The organism is Micromonospora sp. NPDC005163 (genome assembly GCF_053599835.1).
Window position 1 is genome coordinate 16463 of record NZ_JBSFYP010000055.1, and the last position, 22823, is coordinate 39285.

Annotated in this window: 14 protein-coding genes; 8 read left to right on the forward strand and 6 right to left on the reverse strand. The window is 72.0% G+C overall.

Annotated features, from left to right (window positions below; all coding sequences use genetic code 11):
- Window positions 1-58: 58 nt before the first annotated feature.
- The 6 genes from ACWD6N_RS28570 to ACWD6N_RS28595 form a co-directional block, all read right to left on the reverse strand.
- On the reverse strand, window positions 59-760 hold the full coding sequence (locus ACWD6N_RS28570) for a cellulose binding domain-containing protein (protein ID WP_387326521.1): 702 nt from the start codon (window positions 758-760) through the stop codon (window positions 59-61).
- Between the two features lie 106 nt (window positions 761-866).
- Window positions 867-1247 (reverse strand): DUF742 domain-containing protein, encoded by a 381-nt coding sequence (locus ACWD6N_RS28575; protein WP_354966777.1) that lies wholly within the window; start codon window positions 1245-1247, stop codon window positions 867-869.
- Window positions 1225-1674: a roadblock/LC7 domain-containing protein gene (locus ACWD6N_RS28580; protein ID WP_354966776.1), complete on the reverse strand. Its 450-nt coding sequence runs from the start codon at window positions 1672-1674 to the stop codon at window positions 1225-1227. Before ACWD6N_RS28580 ends, ACWD6N_RS28575 begins: the two co-directional genes overlap by 23 nt.
- The gene (locus ACWD6N_RS28585) at window positions 1671-3662 is read right to left on the reverse strand and encodes a nitrate- and nitrite sensing domain-containing protein (protein WP_450005327.1); all 1992 of its coding nucleotides are present in this window, start codon (window positions 3660-3662) and stop codon (window positions 1671-1673) included. Before ACWD6N_RS28585 ends, ACWD6N_RS28580 begins: the two co-directional genes overlap by 4 nt.
- A gap of 43 nt (window positions 3663-3705) precedes the next feature.
- Window positions 3706-6282, reverse strand: a complete 2577-nt coding sequence (locus ACWD6N_RS28590; RefSeq protein ID WP_450005329.1) for a LuxR C-terminal-related transcriptional regulator — start codon at window positions 6280-6282, stop codon at window positions 3706-3708.
- Between the two features lie 5 nt (window positions 6283-6287).
- Complete coding sequence (locus ACWD6N_RS28595) at window positions 6288-7553, reverse strand: Hsp70 family protein (RefSeq protein WP_354966773.1); 1266 nt, start codon at window positions 7551-7553, stop codon at window positions 6288-6290.
- Between the two features lie 300 nt (window positions 7554-7853).
- Between ACWD6N_RS28595 and ACWD6N_RS28600 the strand changes: the two genes are divergently transcribed.
- The 8 genes from ACWD6N_RS28600 to ACWD6N_RS28635 all read left to right on the forward strand — a co-directional run bounded on the left by ACWD6N_RS28600 (window position 7854) and on the right by ACWD6N_RS28635 (window position 22755).
- On the forward strand, window positions 7854-8744 hold the full coding sequence (locus ACWD6N_RS28600; protein WP_354966772.1) for an IniB N-terminal domain-containing protein: 891 nt from the start codon (window positions 7854-7856) through the stop codon (window positions 8742-8744).
- Between the two features lie 115 nt (window positions 8745-8859).
- Window positions 8860-10716 carry a dynamin family protein gene (locus ACWD6N_RS28605; RefSeq protein ID WP_354966771.1) on the forward strand — a complete coding sequence of 619 codons (1857 nt, stop codon included), beginning with the start codon at window positions 8860-8862 and terminating at the stop codon, window positions 10714-10716.
- The gene (locus tag ACWD6N_RS28610; RefSeq protein WP_354966770.1) at window positions 10713-12173 is read left to right on the forward strand and encodes a GTP-binding protein; all 1461 of its coding nucleotides are present in this window, start codon (window positions 10713-10715) and stop codon (window positions 12171-12173) included. The genes ACWD6N_RS28605 and ACWD6N_RS28610 overlap by 4 nt, the downstream gene beginning before the upstream one ends.
- A gap of 576 nt (window positions 12174-12749) precedes the next feature.
- A complete protein-coding gene (locus ACWD6N_RS28615) occupies window positions 12750-14045 on the forward strand; it encodes an ABC transporter substrate-binding protein (protein WP_450005330.1) in 1296 nt (431 codons plus the stop codon).
- A 115-nt stretch (window positions 14046-14160) separates the two neighbouring features.
- Window positions 14161-15078, forward strand: coding sequence for a carbohydrate ABC transporter permease (locus ACWD6N_RS28620; RefSeq protein WP_354966768.1), 918 nt, complete (start codon window positions 14161-14163; stop codon window positions 15076-15078).
- 5 nt (window positions 15079-15083) lie between these two features.
- The gene (locus ACWD6N_RS28625; RefSeq protein ID WP_450005332.1) at window positions 15084-15995 is read left to right on the forward strand and encodes a carbohydrate ABC transporter permease; all 912 of its coding nucleotides are present in this window, start codon (window positions 15084-15086) and stop codon (window positions 15993-15995) included.
- Window positions 15996-15997: 2 nt separating this feature from the next.
- Window positions 15998-17920, forward strand: coding sequence for a glycoside hydrolase family 127 protein (locus tag ACWD6N_RS28630; protein WP_354966766.1), 1923 nt, complete (start codon window positions 15998-16000; stop codon window positions 17918-17920).
- 119 nt (window positions 17921-18039) lie between these two features.
- Window positions 18040-22755: a galactose-binding domain-containing protein gene (locus ACWD6N_RS28635; RefSeq protein WP_450005335.1), complete on the forward strand. Its 4716-nt coding sequence runs from the start codon at window positions 18040-18042 to the stop codon at window positions 22753-22755.
- Window positions 22756-22823: the final 68 nt, after the last annotated feature.

The following is a 22823-nucleotide window of genomic DNA, read 5'->3' on the forward strand; positions in this document are numbered from 1 at the left end:
TGATCTCGGCGGTGGGGAAACCCCTACCGAGGGACCGGCCCGCCTCCGGGAAGGCCGGTCAGTGCGGCAGGCCGGTGCAGGCGACCTCGTCGATGGTGCACGCCGTGGGGGTGGAGCCGATCGACGAGCCGTTGACCCGGAACGTCACCCGTACCGAGGCGCTGCCGGGCACCTGCCCGGCGCTGCCGTCGGGCACGAACGTCCACACCGCACCGTCCTGGCTGGCCGTCGCGCCCTCGACCGAGCTGACGCGCAGCGATTCCCTGGGCAGGGTGATGGCCAGCTTCCACCGCGCCACCGGCGCCTCGCCGGGGTTGCTGATGGTCACGGCGGCGCCGTAGCTGAGCAGAGCGTTCTCCGCGATGGCGAAGTCGGCGCGCAGGGCGGCCGGTGTGGGTGGGGCCGTCACGGGGGTCGGCGCGGTCGTGCTCGTCGACGGCTCAGGGGTCGGCGGGGCTGCCGTGGCCTGCGGGGGCACCGGCCTCGTCGGGCTGGTGGCCGCCGGTCTCGCCTGCCCCGCCCTGGGCGTGTCGGTCGGCATAGTGCCCACCTGGTCGGCGGATGGCGGCGGGTCGAGGGCCACCGGTGTCAGCCCTTCCGGCGTGCGCAGCACCCCGATGACGGAGACCGCCGTGGCGATCAGCACCCCGAGGGCCGCGATGACGGCCACCCAGGTGGCCCGGGAAACGTCGCCCCGGCCGGTGAGCACCAGCCGTACGGACGCGGCGACGGCCACGATCCGGTCCAGCAGAACGATCACCACAGTTCGCCGTGGCTGGGGCGGTGTTGCCGGCACTACAGGTCTCCCGTTCAATTCGTCACCGGACACGCGCCTGCGCCCCCCGGTCGGGGGCCAACCGTCCAGTTCACAGCGCGCGAAGCCCGACGAGTATCGCCTCAAGCAGGTCCGCGGTCGGCAGCTCCGACAGCGCCGGCGGTTCGTGCGTCTCGATCAGCCCGGCCGCGAGCAGGTCACCGAGGAGAACCCGGACGGTCCCCAGGGGCAGGTCCAACTCGGCGCCGACCTCAGCCACCGACATCGGATGGTGGCACAGTTCGACGATCCGCGCCTGTTCGGGGAAGAGCGGCGCATCGGGTGTGACGCCCCGCCGGGCGACGACCAGTGAGATCAGGTCGAATCGCCCGCGATCGGATGCGGTGCGCCCGCCGGTCATCGTGTAGGGACGCGCCACCGGGCCGGCGTCGTCGTCGTACCAGGCCTCGTCAGCGGTGTCGGAGGTGTGCACCTGTGTCCCCGCTCCTCGCCGCGGAGGCTGGTTCCAGGGTGACGGGCAGGTGCCGCTCGGCCTGCCCCACGAACAGCGCCACCTCGTACGCCATGTCCCCGATCTCGGCCTCGTCTCCGGCGATCCGAACGGTGAGGATGGTCCCGTTGCGGATGGTGGCGACGAACAGGAACGCCCGCGACATCTGCACCACGATCTGGCGCAGGCCGCCCGCGTCGCAGGTCCGGGTGGCGGCCAAACCCAGCGCCAGTAGGCCGGCCACCACGCCGGAGATCTGCTCGGCCAGCTTCGCCTCGACATGCCGGGACCCGCCCAACGGCAGCCCGTCCGGAGAGAGCACCACGGCGAACTCCGCGCCACGCACCCGGGCGACCAGGCGGTCCAGGGCGCCGGTCAGGCTGTCTCCGGTGACCACTGCATGCGTCATCGATGTCTCCTTGCTGCTCTCGCGACCGGCAACTCGACGGTCTCGGGGCCGGGGGTGCCGGGTTCGGGCCCGGTCGGACCGGGTTGGCGGGTCCGCACCGGCAGCTCGCCGTGGTCGCCCGGGCCCGGCCCGTCGGCTCCGGCCCGGGCCGGTCGGTGCGCGGGGTCGGGGGGCGGCGCGGCCGGTCCGCCGACGGCTCCGGTGACCGTGACCAGCCTGGCCGGAAGGAGCACGACCGCGGTCGTCCCACCGCGCTGGCTGTGACGCAGGAAGACCCGTGCGCCGCAGCGGGCGGCGAGCACGGCGACGGTGTACAGCCCGGCCTGGCCGGCGGGCGGGCCGCCCGGGGGCGGGTTGCCGAGCAACCGGTTGGCCCCGGCCAGCGCGGTCGCGTCGAGGCCTGGGCCGTCGTCGACGACCAGGATGGCGCAGCCCTGCGGCCGGTGCTCGCCGGCGACCCGGACGGTGGTCTCCGTCGTCGAGAAGGCGAGGGCGTTCTCGATCAGCTCGGCCAGCAGGTGGATGACGTCCGTGACGGCGGGGCCGGCGAGCGACCAGGGCCAGTGCGGCGCGATCAGGACCCGGTGGTAGTCCGGCACCTCGGCGACCGCACCGCGCGCGACGTCGAGCAGGGGCACCGGATGCCGCCACCGGCGGGCCGGCGCCGCGCCGGCCAGGGCGATCAGCTTCTCCACGTTGCGCCGGACACGGGTGGTGAGGTGGTCGAGCCGGAACAGCTCGTCGGCCTCCTCGGCGGCCCGCTCCCGCCGCTGCATACCGTCCAGCAGACCGAGCTGATCACGTAGCAGGACCTGGTTGCGTCGGGTGAGCCGCAGGAACAGGTCCCGGGTGGCGTGCTCGGTCGCCGTGGCACCCCGGGGCCGGGCCGAGGTCTCGACGCCCGCTGAAGGGTCGGGGCCGGCGAGCGCCGCGCCGGCCGGTGGCTCCGGCCAGCGGCGGTCGATGCCCGAACGGGCCAGCTGGTCGGTCAGCCGGCGGACGGCGGCGGCCCAGCCCAGCAGGACCACGATCACCGCGATGAGGCCGAGCCCCACCACGGCGCCGGTACGCGCGACGATCACGGCGGCACCCGGCGTGGCCCGCTCGACACTGCTGCGGGCGGTCGTCGTCACCAGCTCGTGCAGCGCGCCGAGGGCGGCGTCCGCGGCCGCCCGCCAGGCCGGCCCGGTGATTCCGCTCAGGGGGTTCGCGCTGCCCGTTCGCAGCAGCACGTCCTCCAGGGCGAGCAGGTTCGCGAACCGCGGGCCCTGCGTGAGTCGCTGATGGTCTCCCGGGCCGTCGGCCGGCAGCCCGACGGTCGCCTCGGCGCCCGCGTACCGCTGGTTGCCGACCAGTTCGGCCAGGCGGCGCCGCTCGTCGGGTGAGATCCGGTCGCCGGCCAGGGCGGCGCTGACCAGGGTGTCCTCCCGGGCCAGCAGCTCCCGGGCGCGGGCCAGGCCGATCACCGCGCGGGTGTCGGCGGCGAGCGCACTCTCGTACGCGCCCCACTCCGGGCCGTACACGGCGAAGGCCGCGTCGACGAGCTGGTCGTACCCGTCGACCGCCTCGGCGCGGTCGAGCCGCTCGGCGTCCACCCGGGACCGGACGGCGCCCAGGCCGTTCAGCCGTCGACCGAGCTCGTCGGCCCGGTCGCGGACCGCGCCGGCGGTGAGCAGCCGGAGGTCACGGCCCTCGATGAACGCGCGGACCTCGGCGGCCGCCCGGTCGGTGCCCGCACGTGCCCCGGCCAGCGCGGTCCCCGGCCCCTCAGCGCCGGCGATCGTCTCGGCGGTCAGCCGACGCTCGGTCTGCAGGTTCAGGATCAGCCGGTCGATGGGCTGGCCCAGCGTGTCCGCCAGGGCCCGAACCCGCAGCAGGTCAGCCGCGTCCTGGACGCTCAGGTAGGCCGCGTACGACCAGAGCGTGACCAGCATCGCCGCCAGCGCGACGAGCCGGGTCCGCGTCCGCCGGTCCTCGGGCCCCGTCACGTTCCGCTCCGCTCGGCCGGCCGGCGTGGACCCTGTCGCCGCCTCATCGGGCCGTCCGTTGCGGCCACGGCTGGCCGGCCGCGTTGCTGGCGCGGTCGGCGACCATCGCGCGAAGCAGAGTCAGCAGCTCGGCGCGGTTGGCGCAGTTGAGCCGGTTGCGCATCCGGGCCACGTGGTGCTCCACGGTCTTGGCCGAGATGAAGAGCCGGTCGCCGATCTCCCGATAGGTCAGCCCGGCCAGCACCAGCTCGGCCACCTCGTACTCGCGGTCGCTGAGCCCCTGCTGGGTGGGGCCGGTGGTGGCGTCGGCGACCTGGGTGGCGCCCTCGCCGGTGGCGGGCCGCTGCCCGCCGTTGGCGCCGGCCGGGCGGCCCTGCAGGACTCGGGCGCACTCCAGCAGGCTGGTCATCGCGCGCCGGTCCGAGGTGCGGATCGCGGCCTGCCCGGCGAGGCGAGCGCCGTCCCAGCACAGCCCGGTGTCGTGCAGCCCCCGGGCGGCGGCCTCCACCCGGACCGGGTCGACCACACCCCGCAGCACCTCCACCCAGCTCTCGGCGGCCGCGGCGACCACGGCCGCGTACCGGCTGTGGCCGGCGGCGGCGAGCAGGGCGGCGACGTGTTCGTCGGCGGTCGCCGGCTCGTCGGTCAGGATCGCGGCGTGCAGCCCGCTCCAGTGCAGCGGGACGCTCCACAGTGCCGGCTCCCCGAGCCGGCCGAGCAGCGTTCGGCCCTCCCGCAGGTACGGCTCCAGGCGGGCCAGGTCACCCAGCCGGGCGCCCGCGATGGTCAGCTCGCCCAGCGGCAGCAGCGCGAACAGGTCGACGGGGTGCCGAACGACCGCCTCCAGCGCCTGCCCCCAGCCGCGCTTGAGCGCGCCGAGGTCGCTGTTGCGCCGGCCGATGCCCATCTGGAGCGCGGCGGCGAAGAGTTGGTCGCGTGACTCCAGCGGTCGCCCGTCGAGCGCGACCGTGGCGAGGTGTTCGGCCGCGGCGAGCGTCTGACCCCGGACCATCAAGATCCACGCCTGCAACAGCCGGTGACGGCGCGCCATCAGCGGGCCGCCGACACCGGCCGCGAGGGCCCGGTGCAGCACCCGTTCGGCGATCTCCAGCTCACCGCAGTGCACGGCGGTCAGGGCGGCCAGCGCGGCCGGACTGTCCGGCAGGAGCGCGGCCCGCCCGTCCGGTTCCAGCAGCGCGGCGGCCTGCACGAGCGCGGAGAGCGCCCCGGTGGGCGTGCCGGCGACGCTCTCCCGTACCCCGTCGGCCATCAGGCGGGCGGCGCTGGCGTGCAGCGTGGGTGGTTCGCCGGCCGGGTCGCCCGCCGGCGGCTCGGTGGCGGCGGCCAGGTCGCCGGTGGCGAGCCCCCCAACGGTGGCGAACGCGATCGACGAGGAGGTGCCCGCCCACCGGTACAGCTCCACGCTGCGGTCGGCGTGACCGCGGTGCGCCAGGGCGGTCGCGGCCACGATGGCGGCCTCGGTGCGGTCGGCGGGAGCGGCTGCGGCCAGGAGGCGGTCCGCCAGCCGCAGGGCGCCGTCGAGGTTGCCGGCGAGCGCGGCGGCGAGCGCCTGCCGGGCGCTGGCTGGCCACCCGGCCGCCCTGGCGGCCGCGAACAACTCGGCGGCGAAGGCCGGCTCATCGGCCAGTGCCTCCTCCGCGGCGGCTGCCAACGTCGGGGCCGGGCAGTCACCGAGCACGCCGACGGCGAGCAGTGACCGGACCAGGGGCAGCACCGCGCCGCCCCGCGCGAGCTGCAACTCGGTGTGCCGGCGCCAGACGGCGGTGCGGTCCGTCGCCGGGCTGAGCGCGGTGACGGCCCGCCGGACGATCGGTGCGAGCCGGCCATCGGCGCCGAGCAGCCCGGCCGCCCTGGTCGTCGCGATCAACTCGTCCACCGCCTCGGGCTCCCGGCCGAGGAGCGCGCCGAGCATGCTCACCGGCAGTGGCACGCCCGCCGCGACGGCGAGCAGCAGTCGACGGACATCGGCCGGCAGGACCTCCAGGTCCGGCCCGAACTCCAGGACGACGGACCGGGGTGGTTCGACCGGTACGCCGGCGCCGTTCTCCGGCCCGCGCAGTCCGCGGGCCAGCCGCTCGACGTCCCGGGGCACGCCGGCGGTCTGTGCGTGCACGAAGTCGACCAGGTCACTCCGCCGGCCCAGCTCGGGCACGGCGGCGAGGTGGGCCGCGGTCTGCTCCCGGGTGAACGCGGTGAGCAGCAGGGCCCGCCCGTCGCGACGCAGGGCGTCGGCCAGCTCCATGAGGGCCGCCGACCGGGGCCACGGGCGGTAAGCGACCACCAGCCGGTGCCGGCGGGTGGCCACCAGACGCAGCAGCGCCCCGAGCCGCGCGTCGTCGAGCAGGTGCGCGTCGTCGACCAGCACCAATGCGTCGGGGTCGACCGGTTCGCTCGGCTCCGGGACGCCCATCCGCACCGCGATGCCGGCCTGCTGGTGGACCCGCGCCAGCTCGGCGAGCAGCGCCGTCTTGCCATGGCCGCCCGGCCCGGCCAGGCCGACGGTGAGCGGGCCGGTCGGGTCCTCGGCGACCATCTCCAGCAGGGCTGTCGGCCCCTTGCCCAGGACCAGCCGGGACCCGGCGACGTCATTCATGATCATTAAGGTCATCCTTCGCGTCCCCGGCTTCGGGCCAGCGCCAGGCGGGACGCCTTCGGCAGTTCCAGTGGGAGGATCCGGACCGGGGGTCGGGGTGGCGGATCGCCCGGGACGATGGTGTCGTGGTGAGGGCGGCGCGTCGCCGGGATGGTGGCCCGGCCGGCGCCGGAGGTCGGCGCTGCTTCGCGTACCGGCTCCGGCGGGCGGGGGCGCGGCGACACCACCTGGCAGGCGGCCATCGCCGCCCCGGTGGCAGCGGTGAGTTGTGCGTCCGGCTCCACCTCGACGGGGACCGGGAGGGCCGCGGTGATCAGCTCGGTGACGAGCGGGATGCGGGCGGAACCGCCGGCGAGCAGGACGCCGTCGAGCTGCGCCGGCGCCAGGCCGGCGCCCTGCACGGTCCGGAGCAGGAGGTCCACGGTGGCCTGCACCGTCGGGCGGATCATGGCCTCGAACTGCGCCCGGGTCACCGGGACCCGCGCCGGGCCGGTCGGCAGGGCCAGCACCACATCGGCTGCGAGGTCGACGGTCAGCTCCCGCTTGACCCGGTCGCACTCGGCGAGGAGCCCGCGCAGGGCGGCCTGGGCGCCCCGGCGTGCGGTGCCGGCCAGCTCCCGGGCCAGCACGGTCCGTACGTGCCCGGCCAGCGCCTCGTCGAAGTCGGTCCCGCCGATCGGATCGAGACCCTGCGGGACGCCGAAGCTCTCGTACGTGCCGCGCGGGGTGCGGCGCACCAGGGCCGCCTCGAAGCTGTTGCCACCCAGCGCGTAGACGGCGGCCGTGGTGCCCGCGAACCCGCGCGCCGCGTGGCTCTCGGCCACCGTGACCGTGTGGGGCAGCAGCGTCACGTTGCGCAGACCGAGGTCGAACAGCGCCCGGTGCAGCAACTCCCGCCGGTACGGGCGCCAGCCCGCCGGGTGGCTGAGCACGATCGCGTCGGCCGGGCCGCCCTCGAAGGCGTACACCCGTTCCACCACCCACGTCGCCAACTCGGCGGTCAGCGTCTGCGGCGCACACGCTTCGCCGCCGAGCAGCAGCGGGACATCATCGCCGATCCGGCGGACGAAGTCCCTGGTGGTGCGGCTGCCGTCGTCGGTCACGGGCTCTCCGACGTGCAGCGAGCCGTCCTCCGACAGGTGCAGCACCGACGGTACGAGGGCCGAGCCGGCGTGCAGGGGGACCGCCTCGGGACGCGTCCAGGTCGTACCGTGTCGCCGCGCCACGGCGGCGGCGGTGTTGGTGTTTCCGATGTCTATCCCCAGGACGTACGGCATCCGTCTCATCTCTCCCCGTGAGTTGGCCGGCCGGTGGCGACCGCTTCGGCGCTGCCCGGCGACCCACCCCCGGCGAACCCCCGCGGGCTCCTACGTTCGTACCAGAGATCGCTCCCTGGTCGGGACCCTAATCTGACCGGGACGGTTTCCCCCAGTCCCCCTAACGTACGAGGCTGCGGAGACCCTAATGCAGCGGGACGGGATGCGGGCCGAGCCCCGATGTCCGGTGTGGCTCCCCGCAATAACGTCACTGTCGACGAACGACGGTCGCTGACGCCACATCCGAGGAGAAACCGGCACATGGACTCGAACCAGACCCTCCACGACTTCGTGCTCGACCTGCTGACGAACCCCGACGCGCGGTCGGCCTTCGACCTCGACCCGGAGGGCGCGCTGAACGCCGCGGGCCTCACCGACATCACCGCGGCCGACGTGCAGGACGTGGTTCCGCTGGTGGTCGACTACGCCCCGGGGCAGGGCCTGGCGCCGCTGTCCCCGGTCGGGCAGCTCGGGTTCGACCCGCTGGTGACCGACGCCACCGATGTGGTCGGCCAGCTCCAGAGCGTGGCGCAGCAGATCAGCATCACCAGTGCTCCCACCGGCCTGGACGTCAAGGCCGGCGTGCTGGGCGCCATCGCGGTCGATCCGGCAACGGTCGCCGCCGGGGTCACCGTGCTGCCCGGGATCGGCCTCGGCGTCGGCCCGAACGGGCTCGACACCGACCTGACGGGTGTGAACGACGTGGCGCACACCCTCGACGCCGACGTGGTCGCGCCGGTGGACGGCATCGTGGACCCGGTGCTCGGTGACGTCACCAGCACGGTGGGCAACCCGACCGGCCTGGTCGGCACCGCCGACTCGGGCCTGCACGGTGGCGACCTGACCGGTGGGCTCCTCTCCGGCACCGGCGGTCAGCTCGACGGCGTCGTCGGCTCCCTCGGTGTCGACGACACCCTGGGCGGGCTGGGCCTGGGTCACGGTGACGGTGTCGGCGGCGTGGTCCCGCCGCTCGACGTGCCGTCCGTGGTGGGCGGCGTTACGCACCAGGTGGACGGGCTTGTGCCCGGTGTCACCGGCACGGTCGGCGACGTGACCGGCGGCCTCACCGATGGCGTGCTGGGCGACTCGCACGACGGCGGGCACGCCGCGTCGGACAACGGACTGCTGGGCATCACCGGCGGTCTGCTCTGACGGGGATTCCCGGTAGGAGCGGGAGGCCGGATCGCCCTGGGCGGTCCGGCCCTCTCCGGTTCCACATCCGGTCCCTCTTGATAATTGAGCCGAAATCCGCACACTTGGTGCGGTGATGGCGGGGATCTGGTTGGACGTGCTGGACGAGATCGCCCGCACGTGCAACGCACACGGCCGAGGTGACCTGCTCCAGACGGTGCGGCAGAAGCGCGCCCAACTGCTGGATCCGAAGCTCCGCGTCCTGGTCATCGGCGAGCCGAACCAGGGCAAGAGTCAGCTGATCAACGCGATCATCAACGCGCCGGCGTGCCCGGTCGGCGACGGCCGCACCACCGTCCTGCCGACCGTGGTGCAGCACGCCGACGTTCCGTCCGCGGCCGTGATCCAGGCGCCGCCACCGGCTCCGGGCCGGCCCGCCGGCGCCGCGCCCGCGGCGATCCTCGAGCGATCGCCGGTGGCGCTCGACCAGGTCGCGGCGGGGGTGGCCGGCGCGGTCGGGCGTCGGCCCGGTGGTGGCCCGGCGTACGTCGAGATCGGGCTGCCCCGCGCCCTGCTCGGTGCCGGACTGGTGCTGGTGGACACTCCCGGCGCCGACGAGATCGCCGCGCTGGGCGGCAACGCTGCGGTCGCCGCTCCCACCCGCGCGGACACCGTGCTGCTGGTCTCCGACTCCACGCGGGAGCTCTCGGTCACCGAGTTGAACATGCTGCTGCACGTGATGCGTTCGCATCCGAACGTGGTCGTGGTGCAGAGCAAGACCGATCTCGTGGCGGACTGGCGCGCGATCGCCGAGCGCAACCGCCAGCACCTGGCCGACGCCGGTGTCCCCGCGCCGGTGATCCCGGTCTCGGCGGCCCTGCGGCTGCGCGCGGCCGCGGCGGACGACCGCGGCCTCAACGCCGAGTCCGGCTTTCCCGCGCTGATCGCCCGGTTGCAGCGGGACCTGTCCGGCAAGGCCGATCAGCTGGCCCGGGCCTCGGTGCAGGGGGTGGCCCGGACGGTGGTGGAGCAGCTGGCCGCGCCGCTGCGCGCCGAGCTGGCGACCCAGGAGGCCGCGGAGCAGTCCGGGCCGATCTCCCGGCTGCACGCGGCACAGCGTGAGGTCGACGAGCTGCGCCGCTGCTCCACCCGGTGGCAGAACACCCTCACCGACGAGATGGCCGACCTGCTCTCGGACATCGAGTACGACCTGCGCGACCGGACCCGGCAGATCCTGCGCACGGTGGACGAGGCGTTCGACACGGCCGATCCGCTGGTCGCCTGGGACACCTTCCAGGACTGGCTGGAGCGCAGCCTGGTGGAGGCGGCGGAGGCGAATCACGAGTGGCTGATCCAGCGCTGTGACTGGATAGCCCGGCGGGTGGCCGCCAACTTCGCCCGGTACGGCTACGACGTGTTGCCGCCCTGGTCGATGACGATGCCGGAGGACATCGGTGGCCGGCTGCCGGAGCTGGAACGGCCGAAGATCGACCGGTTCACCACGGGTCAGAAGCTGTTCACCGGCATGAAGGGCTCGTACGGCGGCATGCTGATGTTCGGTCTGGCGACGACGTTGGCCGGGATGCCGATGATCAATCCGGTCTCGGTCGGCATCGGGGCGCTCTTCGGCGGCAAGAGCATCCGCGACGAGAGCAAGCAGTTGCTGCGTCGCCGGCAGGCGACCGTCAAGACGGCGATCCAGCGGCATGTCGACGACTTCTTCGTCCGGATGATCAGGGACTGCCGGGACGCCGCCCGGCAGGTGCAGCGGATGCTGCGGGACCACTTCACGGGGCTGACCGAGGAGCTGCAGGAGGCCATCGTCCAGTCGTTCCGCAGCGCAAAGCAGGAGGCGGACACCGATGCCGCCCTGCGTGACCAGCGGCAGCGCGAGATCCGGCTGAAGATGACCCGGTTGGCCACGCTCTACGAGCAGGCTCAGCAGCTGAGCGGCACCCGCGCGGCCCCGGTGCTGCTGGAGCCTCGGGCGTGACCGTCGGGCTGCGGTTGGACGAGGCCGCGTGGGGGTTGCTGCACCAGGCCATCGACCTCTACCAGGACAATCCCCGGGTCGTCGGGCAGTTGCGGCATCAGGTGGCCCGGTTGGAGCAACCGTTGCGGATCGCGGTCGCGGGTCCCTGGCGTTCCGGCAAGTCGACGGTGCTGAACGCGCTGATGGGGGAGGAGGTCGCGCCGGTCGAGGGAGCCGACGGCGTCTTCACCTGGTACGAGGACGGCGTCGAACCGCGCGCCACCGCCTACCCGGCCGGCCAGCCTCCGCAGGAGTTGACGGTGGTCAAATCCGCGACCGGGATGCGGGTGGACCTCGGCTGGGGCGCGGGGGAGGTGCGGGACATCGTGGTGCGGTGGCCGACCCGGGCACTGCGCCAGGTGACCCTGATCGACACTCCGGCGGTCGCCGGCACCGGGGAGCAGGGTCGCGTGCCGGTGATGGACCGGGTGCTGCGGGACGCGGACGCGGTGTTGTACCTGACCCGCGATGGTCGCGACAGTGATCTGCGGGTGCTGGAGTCCGGCCGGGACAGTGCGGTCGGGCAGGCCGCGCCGGTGAATGTGATCATGGTGCTGTCCCGGGCCGACGAGACCGGTGGTGGCCGGATCGACGGGCTGCTCACGGCCCGCCAGCTCGCCCGCCGCCACCACCGGGATCCGCGGGTCGGCGCGCTCTGTGTGAACGTGGTGGCGTGCAGCGGGGCGATCGGTCTGGCGGGTCGGATGCTCAGCGAGTCGGACTTCGTGGCGCTCGCGACGCTGGCCCGGGTGCCCCGAGCGGAGCTGGAGCCGCACCTGCTCTCCGCCGACCGTTTCCTCGGTGGCGAGCTGCCGGTACGGCTGGACCCCGAGGTGCGCGCGGCACTGCTGGATCGGTTCGGGCTCTTCGGGATCCGGTTGGCGGCCGTCCTGGTCCGTAGCGGGTTCGACAGTCGGGTGAAGCTGTCCGCCGAACTCATCCGGCGTAGCGGGCTCACCGAGCTGCGCGAGTCGATGACCCGCTGCTTCATCGATCGCCGCGACACGCTGAAGGCCCGGTCGGCGTTGGCCGCTGTGGAGGCGCTGGTGCGCGCCGAGCCCGTCCGGGGCGCCGACGAGCTGGTCGGCACGATTGAGCAGATCCTCGCCGGTGCGCACGAGTTTCGGGAGCTTCGTCTGCTGGTGGCGTTACGCAACAGCCGGCTCGGGTTCGACGCCGAGCTGGTCGCCGAGGCGCAGCGGCTGATCGGTGGCGACGGCGTCGGGCTGGCGGCCCGCCTCGGCGTCGAGCACGAGGCGACGGTGCAGCGGCTCTGGGAGGTCGCCGCCGATGCGCAGTGGCGGTGGCGGGACCGGGCCGAGGACCCGCTGCTCCCACTGGCCCAGCGGCGCGGCGCGCAGGTCGTCGTCCGCAGCTGTGAGGGGATGCTCGCCGAGCTGGCCGCTGGCGGTCGGTGAGAACCGACGGCGTGGGACGCGGAGCCGTGTGGATCCGCGGACACCTGGTCGACCTGCCTGCCGGTCTACCGAAACCTTTTCGCAAGCTTTTCAGGGAACCCGACAGTCACTCGCGGACTCCGACCCCTGGCAGGCCAGGTGCCCAGTCTGCCCACGTAGGACGGTAAGGACGCCAGCGAAAGCGGTTCAGGTTTTACCCGCCTGACATCTTGCCGAAACCGTTTTCGTGCGCGACGCTAGCGGCGGAACGTGACATCCACCACCCCGGTCGCGGCGGTAACGACGTGCTGCACGAGCCGCGCCGGATCCGGCGGGAGGCGGGGGGCGCGATGAGGACCAGCGATCTCGCGACGTGCCGGATGGTCCGTAGTGGACCGGTCCGCACTGCTGCCGACCCGATCCGCGGGACCCGCCCGGCGGCCACCGTGATCGACCGCGGTGGCCGACGTCATCGCTCTGGTGTAGCGGCTGCGGCCCGCCCCGACGACACGAACGAACCAAGGAACCGGACTGATCCTCGCTCGCGGGACCCGCGTAGCGGCTTTCTCCGAACGATGAACCCCTAGGAGAGGAACCATGATTAGAACCTTGGGCAGGCGCACCGCTCTGCGTTCACTGGCAGGAGTCCTCGTGGCCGCGCTGACCGTGGCCACGGCCGCGTGCAGCAGCGACGACGGCGGCACGAGCGCGGCAGAGGCCGGCCCCAACGGCGTCGACGACGGCAGTGAGCTCACCCTGTGGACCCGCGCGCCGCTGGAGAAGCAGGCGAAGCTCCTCGTCGACGCGTACAACGCCGGCCACCAGAACACGGTCAAGCTGACCGTGGTTCCCAACGACGACTACGTCGCGAAGGTCGGCGCGGCCGCAGGCTCGGACGGCCTTCCGGACCTCTTCGCCGCGGACATCGTCTACGTGCCGAACTGGGTGAATCAGGGCCTCTTCCAGGACCTCAGCGCCAACATCGACGGCCTGAGCTTCAAGGACTCCATCAACAAGGGGCACCTCTCGGCCGGAACGGTGGACGGCAAGAAGCACGTCCTGCCCTTCGTGCTGGACCTGTCGATGCTGTTCTGGAACAAGCAGCTGTTCAAGGACGCCGGGCTGGACCCGGAGAAGGCCCCGGCGACGCTCGAGGAGTACGCCGCTGCCGCCAAGGCGGTCCAGGCGACCAAGAAGAACGGCGTCTACGGCACGGCGACCGGCCTGAACTGCGGAGGCTGCCTCGTCTTCACCTGGTTCCCGTCGGTCTGGGCCGGCGGCGGTGAGGTGCTGAGCGAGGATGGCACCGAGTCCAAGCTCGCCGACGACACCGCCCAGAAGGTCTACCGCACGTGGAACGACCTGTGGAAGTCCGGAGCCGTGCTGCCCGCCTCGGCCGGTGAGACGGGTCCGACCTGGACCGCCCCGTTCACCGAGGGCAAGGTCGGTCTGATGCTCTACCCGGCGACGCTGCTCTCCTCGACCCCGTTCGACGTCGGCGTGGCCCCGATCCCCGGCCCCAGCGGTGGTGGCTCCACCTTCGTGGGCGGGGACGGCATCGGCGTGTCGAAGGACTCGAAGAAGGCGGCTCAGGCCTGGAACTTCCTCGGCTGGATGATGTCCGAGGACGCCCAGGTCGAGGTGCTGGCGAAGAACAAGGACGTGGTGTCCCGCGCCGACCTCGCGGCCAACAAGTACGCCGCCGAGGACCCGCGACTGGTCACCATCAACGAGGCGGCCGGCAAGGGCGACACCCCCGTCGCGCTGAACTTCCAGCAGGCGTTCAACGCGCCGAACAGCCCATGGCTGACCCTCGTCCGCAATCAGGTGCTGAACGGCAGCGGCGACCTGCAGAAGGACAACGGCGAGATCACCGCCGTGCTCAAGCAGTAGCTGCCCATCGCGGGCGTGTGCCGACCAACGGCTTTCCCGGGCCGGCACACGCCCGCGGCGGGACACGTCCCCGCGTGTCCACGACCGCCCGCCGTCGACCGACCGAGAGGTTCCCATGAGAGTCACCGCACCGTCTCGCCCGCCCAGTGCGGCGACGCGGGGCCGTGCCCGCCCACGCGGCCGGCAGGCCCTGCTGGGCTGGCTCTACGCGACACCGACCGCGGTGTTCGTCGTGGCGCTGTTCGCCGTACCGCTGCTGCTCGTCATCAGGATGTCGGTGTCGAGATGGCCGCTGCTGACCGGCGACCAGGGGATCAACGCTCCCGACAACTTCGTGAAGGCGGTCAACCACCGGTTCTTCACCGACTCGGTGGTGTTCACCGTCAAGTACACCGTGCTCGCCACCGTGCTGCTCCTGGCCCTCGGCCTGGGGCTGGCCCTGCTCGTGCAGGAGTCGAGCCGGTGGAACAACCTGCTCCGTGCGTCGTTCCTGATTCCCAGCGCGCTCGGGCTGGCGTCGGCGTCCCTGTTGTTCTACGTGCTCTACTCGCCGTACGCGAGCCCGCTGGCGCCGGTGATGGACCGTCTCGGCGTCACCTTCCTCGGTTCACCGACCGCGGCGCTCATCTCGACGACCTTCCTCATCGTGTGGCGCTACGCGGGCTTCTACATGGTGCTCATGCTGGTCGGCCTCCAGGGCATCCCGGCGGACGTGTACGAGGCCGCCCGCGCGGACGGTGCCACCCGCTGGCAGACCTTTCGGAAGATCACCCTGCCCCTGCTGCGTCCGACCCTGGCGCTGACGACCGTGTTGTGCGTGACCGGTTCCCTGCTCGCCTTCGAGCAGTTCTACATCCTGACCAAGGGCGGTCCGGACAACAGCACGATCACCGTCGTCCAGCTCATCTACATGGTGGCGTTCCAGGGTCAGAACGACCTCGGTGTGGCGGCCGCCCTCTCCCTCATCGTGCTGCTGGCCCTGGTCCTCATCAACGCGCTGCAACTGCGCGCCTTCCGATCCGAGGAGAGCTGACCCCGATGGTCGCCGTATCCCGTTCCCGCGTCGATCCCGGCGGAGCTCCGCCACCCGCCGCGGCGCCCGGTCGCCGCGGCGGACCCAGGGGCGTCACCATCGCCGGCATCGCGCTGCGCACGCCGTACTGGGTGTTCTCCGGCGCGGTCGGCCTCATCTTCCTGGCTCCGCTGCTCTGGACGGCGGTCGCCTCGGTGGGCCCGCGGGCCGGCACCAACCAGGTGGACGGCTGGGGCTTCGGCAACTACGAGACGCTGGCGAACTATCAGGCCGGCATCTGGCGCTACCTCGCGAACACGGCCTTCGTCGCCCTGCTCGCGGTCGCCCTGACGCTGCTGATCTCGCTCTTCGGTGGTTACGCGTTCGCCCGGTTCCGCTTCCCCGGCAAGAACATCCTGTTCCTGGTCACGCTCGCCATCCTGATGGTCCCGTACGCGACGTTGCTGATCCCGCTCTACGTGCTGCTCAACCAGGTGGGGCTGGAGAACTCCCTCGTCGGCGTGGCCCTCGTGCTCACGATGTTCCAGCTGCCGTTCTCCACCTTCCTGATGCGTATCTCCTTCGAGGCGGTGCCACGTGAACTGGACGAGGCCGCGATGGTCGACGGGTGCTCGACGTTCAGCGCTCTGTGGCGGGTGCTGTTGCCCGCGGTGAAGCCGGGCCTGATCACCGTCGGGCTGTTCGCGTTCCTCACCGCGTGGAACGACTTCATGGCACCGCTGATCCTCATCAACGACAGCGAGCGCATGACCCTTCCGCTCGCTGTGTCCAACCTGCGGGGCCAGGTCCAGGGTGTCGTCGACTACGGGGCGACCGAAGCGGGCGTCGTCGTTCTCGCCCTTCCGTGCATCGTCCTGTTCCTGCTGCTCCAACGACACTACGTGCGCGGCTTCATGTCCGGCGCGATGAAAGGATGACCATGAGCGGCACCGCACCTACGGCCGCCCCTGTCCTGCCGATCCGTGGCCGGCTCCGGCCGCTCGGGCTGGACCAGGTCCGGATCACGGGGGGATTCTGGGCCGAGCGTCAGTCGATCAACGCCGCCGCGACTCTGCCGCACATCGCGCACTGGCTCGAGCGTGCGGGCTGGATCGGCAACTTCGACCGTGCCGTGCGGGGCGACCTGTCACGCGATCGCCGTGGACGCGAGTTCTCCGACTCGGAGATCTACAAGTTCCTGGAGGCGGCGGCGTGGGAGATCGGCCGGACCGGCGATGCGGGGCTCGAGTCGCGGTTTCGCGCCTTCGTGCGACGGGTGGCCGCGGCGCAGGAGGCCGACGGTTACCTCAACACCAGGTTCGGTCGCCCGGGGCAGGCGCCCCGGTGGTCCGACCTCGAATGGGGTCATGAGCTCTACTGCGTCGGTCATCTCCTGCAGGCCGCGGTCGCCCGCGCCCGAACGCGTCCGGGTGCGGACGACGGGCTGTTCGAGGTCGCCCGCCGTGCCGCCGACAACGTCTGCGAGACCTTCGGGCCGGACGGCGTCGACGGCATCTGCGGGCACCCGGTGATCGAGACCGCGCTGGTGGAGTTCGCCCGGGTCACCGGTGACGACCGCTACCTGACCCAGGCCGCGCTCTTCGTCGACCGGCGGGGTCACGGCCGGCTCAGCGATGTGGAGTTCGGGCGGGAGTACTTCCAGGACGAACGGCCCGTCCGGGAGGCGACGGTCCTGCGAGGGCACGCGGTACGGGCGAACTACCTCGCGGCCGGCGCCGCCGACGTCGCCGTCGAACTGAAGGACGCCAGCCTGCTGGACGCGGTGCGCACCCAGTGGAGCAACGGGTTGGCCCGGCGCACGTACGTCACCGGCGGGCAGGGCTCCCGGCATCAGGACGAGGCGTTCGGCGAGGACTGGGTGCTGCCTCCCGACCGTGCCTACTCCGAGACCTGCGCCGGCGTCGGCTCGGTGATGCTCGCGTGGCGGCTGCTGCTCGCCGACGGCGACCCCCGGTACGCCGACGTCATCGAGCGGACGCTGTTCAACGTGGTGTCGACCTCGCCGTCGGCCGACGGACGGAGCTTCTTCTACACCAACACGCTGCACCGCCGCGAGCTCGGCAGCCTTCCCGACGCCGACCGGCCCAGCCTGCGCGCGGCGGCTTCGCTGCGGGCGCCCTGGTTCGAGGTCTCCTGCTGCCCGACCAACGTCGCCCGCACCCTGGCCAGCCTGGCGGCCTACGTCGCGACGTCCGACGACGAGGGTCTGCAACTGCACCAGTACCTGCCGGGCACCGTCGAGCACCGCCTCGCCGACGGGCGCGACCTGTGCGTGCGCATCGCGACCGACTACCCGCACAGCGGGCAGGTCCGGGTGCGGATCGAGAGCGACGACGACCGCCCCTGGTCGCTGTCGTTGCGGGTGCCCGGCTGGGCGGGCCAGGGTGCGACGCTGACCGTCGACGGAGAAACCCGTGCGGTCGGTCCCGGCCTCGTCACGGAGAACCGGACGTGGCGACGGGACGACGAGGTCGTTCTGTCCCTGCCGATGGCGCCCCGGTTCACCTACCCGGACGCCCGCATCGACGCGGTCCGTGGCTGCGTCGCGGTGGAGCACGGCCCCCTCGTGCTCGCCCTGGAGTCGGTGGACGTGCCCGACGTCGAGACGGTCGACGAGCTCCGCGTCGACACCAGCCAACCGCCCCGCCTCGTCGACGGCCGCGTCACCGTGCAATGCCGGCGCGTCCATCCACGCGAGCACGACTGGCCGTACCGGACCGACGCGGCCGAGTCGGCGCCGGTGGTCGACGAGGGCGTCGACGAGGTGGCGCTGGTGGAGTACCACGACTGGGCCAACCGAGGGCCCTCGACCATGCGCGTCTGGCTCCCGACAGAGCATTGACGAGATGTCAGGGGCCGACCGGCTCCCTGATGTTAGCGCTAACGCCCGTACGCGCCTCGCCCGTTCAGCCGCACCGACGACAGGGAGGAAACGACATGATCCATAGAAGAGTGAGGAGGGTGCCCCTCTGGGCCGCCCTGGGCGCGCTGGTGCTGGGAGGGGCGGTCGGCGTACCGTCTCCGGCCCACGCCGCCAGCCCGGTCCTGCCGGGCAACGAGGGTGACGTCGGGGTCTACACCAACGGGCAGAACCATGCCATGGAGATCGGCGACCCGACCTACAGCAACGTCGGTGACGTCGCCAACCAGCTCAAGCCCGGCGTGCCGTTCACCGCGGGGAACATGCACCAGTCGATCTTCGAGAAGGACCTGGCCGCCGGCGGCACGGACTACTACCTCGACCGCGTGCTGGGCGTCCCCGGAACGATCGGGTCGGCGGTGCTGATGAGCCGGGGCCGTTCTCTCTACATGCGCGGCGCGAGCAACAACAACTTCACCGTCATGGGCTTCGCCGGCAGCGCGTACGTCGGTGGCCCGAACAACCTCGGCAACCTGTACACCGTCACGGTGCCCGGGCAGACCGTCGCCGAGGTCAACGCCAACCGGTTCAACGCGCCGAGCCACGCGAAGAGCCGGTACACGATCGGGACCACCGGAGTCACCGCCAACCAGACCAAGTTCATCACCGAGGACAACGTCGCCGTCACCGCCCTCGACTTCGACAACCCCGGCGACGCGTCGGCCACCTTCACCGTCCGCGCCGCGTCCCCGCTGGCCACCCAGGCCGGACCGGGCGCCGCCGCGCTGACCGGCACGCGCACCATCACCAGTGGCGCCAACAACGGGCTCGTCGACACGGCGTGGGATTCGATCAGAGTCGACGTCACCGGTGCCGGCTTCAGTCGTACCGGAGCGAACCTGGACCGCGAGATCACCGTGCCGGCCGGCGGCTCGGTGTCGCTGTCCGTGGTCGGCGCCGTCTCCTCGGCCAGCCTGACCAGGGCCGTGCAGAGCTACCAGGAGTACGCCGAGATGTCGCCGGCCACGGCCGTGCGCACCGGCATCACCGCCTTCAACCGCCGCTGGGCGCAGGACGTGCCCTACATCAACGTGCCCGATCCCGCGCTGGAGAAGGCCATCGTCTACCGCTGGTGGGGCGAGCGGTACAACACCCTCGACGCCAACGCGCCCGGCCACGTCTACCAGTACCCCACGACGATCGAGGGGGTGAACCTCTACCAGAACGCCGTGGCGCTGACCCAGCCGATGCACCTGCAGGACACCAAGTGGCTGCGCACGCCCTACCTGCCGTACGGCCAGGTCCTCAACATCGGCGAGCTGTCCGGCTCGTCGGCCTTCCTCGACAGCCCGGGGCACACGAGCTGGAACAACCACTACTCGCAGTACATCGGCACCGCCGGGCTCGAGGCCTACAACGTGCACGGCGGCGGCAAGGAGATCGCCCGGAAGTTCGCCCGCTACTTCGAGGGCGACGGCGTCGGTCAGCTCGAGCACTACGACGGCAACGACGACAAGCTCATCGCCTACGACACCAACTACATGCCGGGCAACGACGCCGACGCGATCACCTTCGGCTACCCGAAGAGCAACGCCGGCGCACCCGGGGCGCGCACCATCGAGCGCCCCGAGTCGGCGTACGTGTGGGGCGCGTTGGACGCCGCCCGCCAGCTCTACCAGCTCGCCGGCGCCGACCAGGGCAAGGTCGACGAGATGGCCGGCGGCGCCGACGCGATCCGCGCGGCGATCCTCGACCGGCTGTGGAGCCCCGACATGCGGATGTTCCTCGCCGGCACCTCCCACGGCGCCACCAGCGCGGCGAGCGCCAACGGCCGGCCCAACCCGCTGCCCGCGACGTCCCGCGACCTGATCCCGGCCCGGGAGTCGAACCTCTACGACGTCTACGCCGAGAACCTCATCCCGTACGACCAGTGGCAGAACTACGTCGACGGGTACCGCTTCCTGACCTACGGCGACAACTTCCCGATCTTCCCGTTCTACACCGCCAACCAGTACGACCGGACGGCCTACGGGATCGGCGGCTCCAACAACTTCTCCAACATCAACTTCACCGTGCAGTACCGCGGAGTCCGCTCGGCGCTGCGCCACTACGACCCGGAGCAGAAGTACATCACCCCGGCGTACGCCAAGCGGCTGCTGGACTGGATGGCCTGGAGCATCTACCCCAACGCGGACCTGCGCGCCCCGAACCAGGCGGAGTACTACTCCAACTGGAACCCGACCGCGAAGACCTACAACCGCAACAACCCGAACCACGTGATGCTCGGCAACATGAACTACATCTTCGTCGAGGACATGGCCGGCCTCCAGCCGCGCTCCGACGACAAGATCGAGCTATCGCCGATCAAATTCGGCTACGACCACTTCATGGCCAACAACCTGCGCTACCACGGGCAGGACGTCACCATCGTCTGGGACCCCGACGGCAGCAAGTATGGCCTGGGCGCCGGCTACAGCCTGTTCCTCAACGGCGAGAAGAAGGTCAGCACCGACAAGATCGGCAAGCTCACCTACGACCCGCGCACCAACCAGGTCCAGGCCGAGGCCGGCCTGACCGTCACGTTCACCGCGACGACCGGGGCCGACGTCCCGAGCGCGGTCGACACCCCGATCGAGGACACCCGCGTCGTCGAGTACCTGAAGACGGCCGGCATCGACCTCACCGAGGACGCGCCGAACCTGGCCGCGGGCGCCAACCTCAGCTCGTCGTACAGCCAGCAGGGCGTGCGGCCGACGCCGTGGCGGCAGTTCCACACGCCCGGCTGGAGCACCACCTCGATGAACTACACACCCGGCGCCATCAAGGAGACCGAGCGGCCCGTGTCGCTCGCGGCCGTGACCGACGGCGTCACCGCCAACGAGCCGTACTGGGGCAACTACGGCACGACCGACAAGAACGGCTACATCGAGCTGGACCTCGGGTCGGCGAAATCCTTCGACAACGTCAAGGTGTACGCCGTCAGCGACCGCCAGGCCGGGGGCTACCGCGAGCCCGCGCGCTGGTGGGTGCAGGTGCCCGACGGCGACGGCGGCTGGAAGGAGGTACCGGGCCAGTTCAAGAACCCGACCGTCCCGTCGGCGAAGTTCAACGAGGCGTTGTTCGACACCGTGACGTCGAGCAAACTGCGCATCGCCTTCACCAACAACCCGACGTTCTACACGGCGATCTCCGAGGTCCAGGTCTTCGACTCGGGACGCGACGTACCGGAGGTCTCCAACCAGGCCCCCGTGGTCACCGCCGCGCGCGACGGCTCGGCGGACGGCAACCTGTCCACCAGGCTGGTCGGCACGGCGTCCGACGACGGCATCCCCTACGACAGCGAGCTCACCTTCGGCTGGGAGACCGTCTCGGCCCCGCCCGGAGCGGGCGTCATCTTCTCCGACCCGAAGGCACTGACGACCCGGGTGACCGGCACGGTCGAGGGTGACTACGTGTTCCGCCTCTTCGCGAGCGACGGCGAGAAGCGGTCGGAGGCGACCGTGGCGGTGACCCTCGCCAAGCGGGAGGTGGTCGCCGAGTTCGGCTCCTCGGCGACGGTCAGCACCAGCGGCACCGCGTCGTGGGAGAACCACCAGCGGGTCAAGGAGAGCACCACCCCGAACAGCTCGAACCCGGGTGCCGGGAACGGCTGGGGCAACTGGGGCCAGACACAGAACGGCACCAGCCCGGAGCGGGAGGCGTGGATCCAGTACCGGTGGACCGCACCGGTGCGGCTGTCGTCGACCGACATCTACTGGTACGACGACAACGGTGGCACCCGCCGGCCCACGGGCACGACGTACGCCATCGAGAGCTCCGCGGACGGCACCACCTGGACGCCGGTCACCCTCACCGGGGACTCGACGTACGCCGACGGGCTCGCCACCAACACCTACAACCACTTCGACTTCCAACCGGTCACGACCAGCTATCTGCGCATCCGCATCTGGGGCCTCATGGGCAGCGGCGCCGGCACCGGCGTGCTGCGGTGGCGTGCCAACGGCGAGACCGTCGACTCGGTGCGCTCTCCGGTGCTCATCCGGACCACCGTGGGCGCTGTGCCCACCCTGCCGAGCACGCTCGACGCGGTCTACGCCAGCGGTGCGCGCGGCACCGTCGCCTTCAACTGGCAGGAGATCACGCCGGCGATGGTCGCGGAGACCAACGTCGAACCGTTCGTGGTCTACGGCACGAACGACGCGTACGGCCTGATCGCCGAGGCCCGCGTGTACGTGCGTCCCGAGACAGCCCCGGGCGGCATCTCGATCCAGGGCGCGGAGACGTTCGAGCGCTCCGTCGACGTGGGCGAGCTGCCCCACCTGCCGGACAAGGTGGAGGTCTCCTACAACGACGGCTCCCGCGACAACCAGGCCATCGGCGTCGACTGGGAGTTCGACGAGGACATCGTCGACACCCCCGGCCGCTACACCATCATCGGCAACCTGATCCTGCCCGACTACGTCAGCCAGGCCGGCGCCACGCGGACCACGCTGACCCTCACCGTGGGCGACCCCCCGGAGACCCCGACGTGGGACGTCGAGGTGCAGGCGCGCACCCAGTGCATCGGCACCCGCGCCTACGTCTCGGTCAACGCGCGCAACGCCGAGGACGTGCCGCTCACCATCGAGCTGATCACGCCGTACGGCTCGCGCACGGTGTCCGGCGTCGCCCCCGGCAAGTCCGCCTACCAGGCGTTCACCACCCGCGCCGAGTCGGTGCCGGCCGGGGTCGCGACGGTGAAGGCCACCGGCAGCGTGGACGGCCAGCCGGTGACGGCGGCGTTCGAGGCGCCGTTCGGCGCGCTCGCCTGCGGCTGACCCTTCGTGGTGGCGGCGCCGCACCGGCGCCGCCACCACCTCCGGACAACAGTGAGGAGATCGACACC

What these genes read in the sequence shown, in the direction of transcription:
- ACWD6N_RS28580 (WP_354966776.1), bottom strand. Translation starts at nt 1,674, where the DNA reads ATGACGCATGCAGTGGTCACCGGAGACAGCCTGACCGGCGCCCTGGAC.
- ACWD6N_RS28620 (WP_354966768.1), top strand. Translation starts at nt 14,161, where the DNA reads ATGAGAGTCACCGCACCGTCTCGCCCGCCCAGTGCGGCGACGCGGGGC.
- ACWD6N_RS28625 (WP_450005332.1), top strand. Translation starts at nt 15,084, where the DNA reads ATGGTCGCCGTATCCCGTTCCCGCGTCGATCCCGGCGGAGCTCCGCCA.
- ACWD6N_RS28590 (WP_450005329.1), bottom strand. Translation starts at nt 6,282, where the DNA reads ATGATCATGAATGACGTCGCCGGGTCCCGGCTGGTCCTGGGCAAGGGG.
- ACWD6N_RS28605 (WP_354966771.1), top strand. Translation starts at nt 8,860, where the DNA reads ATGGCGGGGATCTGGTTGGACGTGCTGGACGAGATCGCCCGCACGTGC.
- ACWD6N_RS28600 (WP_354966772.1), top strand. Translation starts at nt 7,854, where the DNA reads ATGGACTCGAACCAGACCCTCCACGACTTCGTGCTCGACCTGCTGACG.
- ACWD6N_RS28615 (WP_450005330.1), top strand. Translation starts at nt 12,750, where the DNA reads ATGATTAGAACCTTGGGCAGGCGCACCGCTCTGCGTTCACTGGCAGGA.
- ACWD6N_RS28630 (WP_354966766.1), top strand. Translation starts at nt 15,998, where the DNA reads ATGAGCGGCACCGCACCTACGGCCGCCCCTGTCCTGCCGATCCGTGGC.
- ACWD6N_RS28595 (WP_354966773.1), bottom strand. Translation starts at nt 7,553, where the DNA reads ATGCCGTACGTCCTGGGGATAGACATCGGAAACACCAACACCGCCGCC.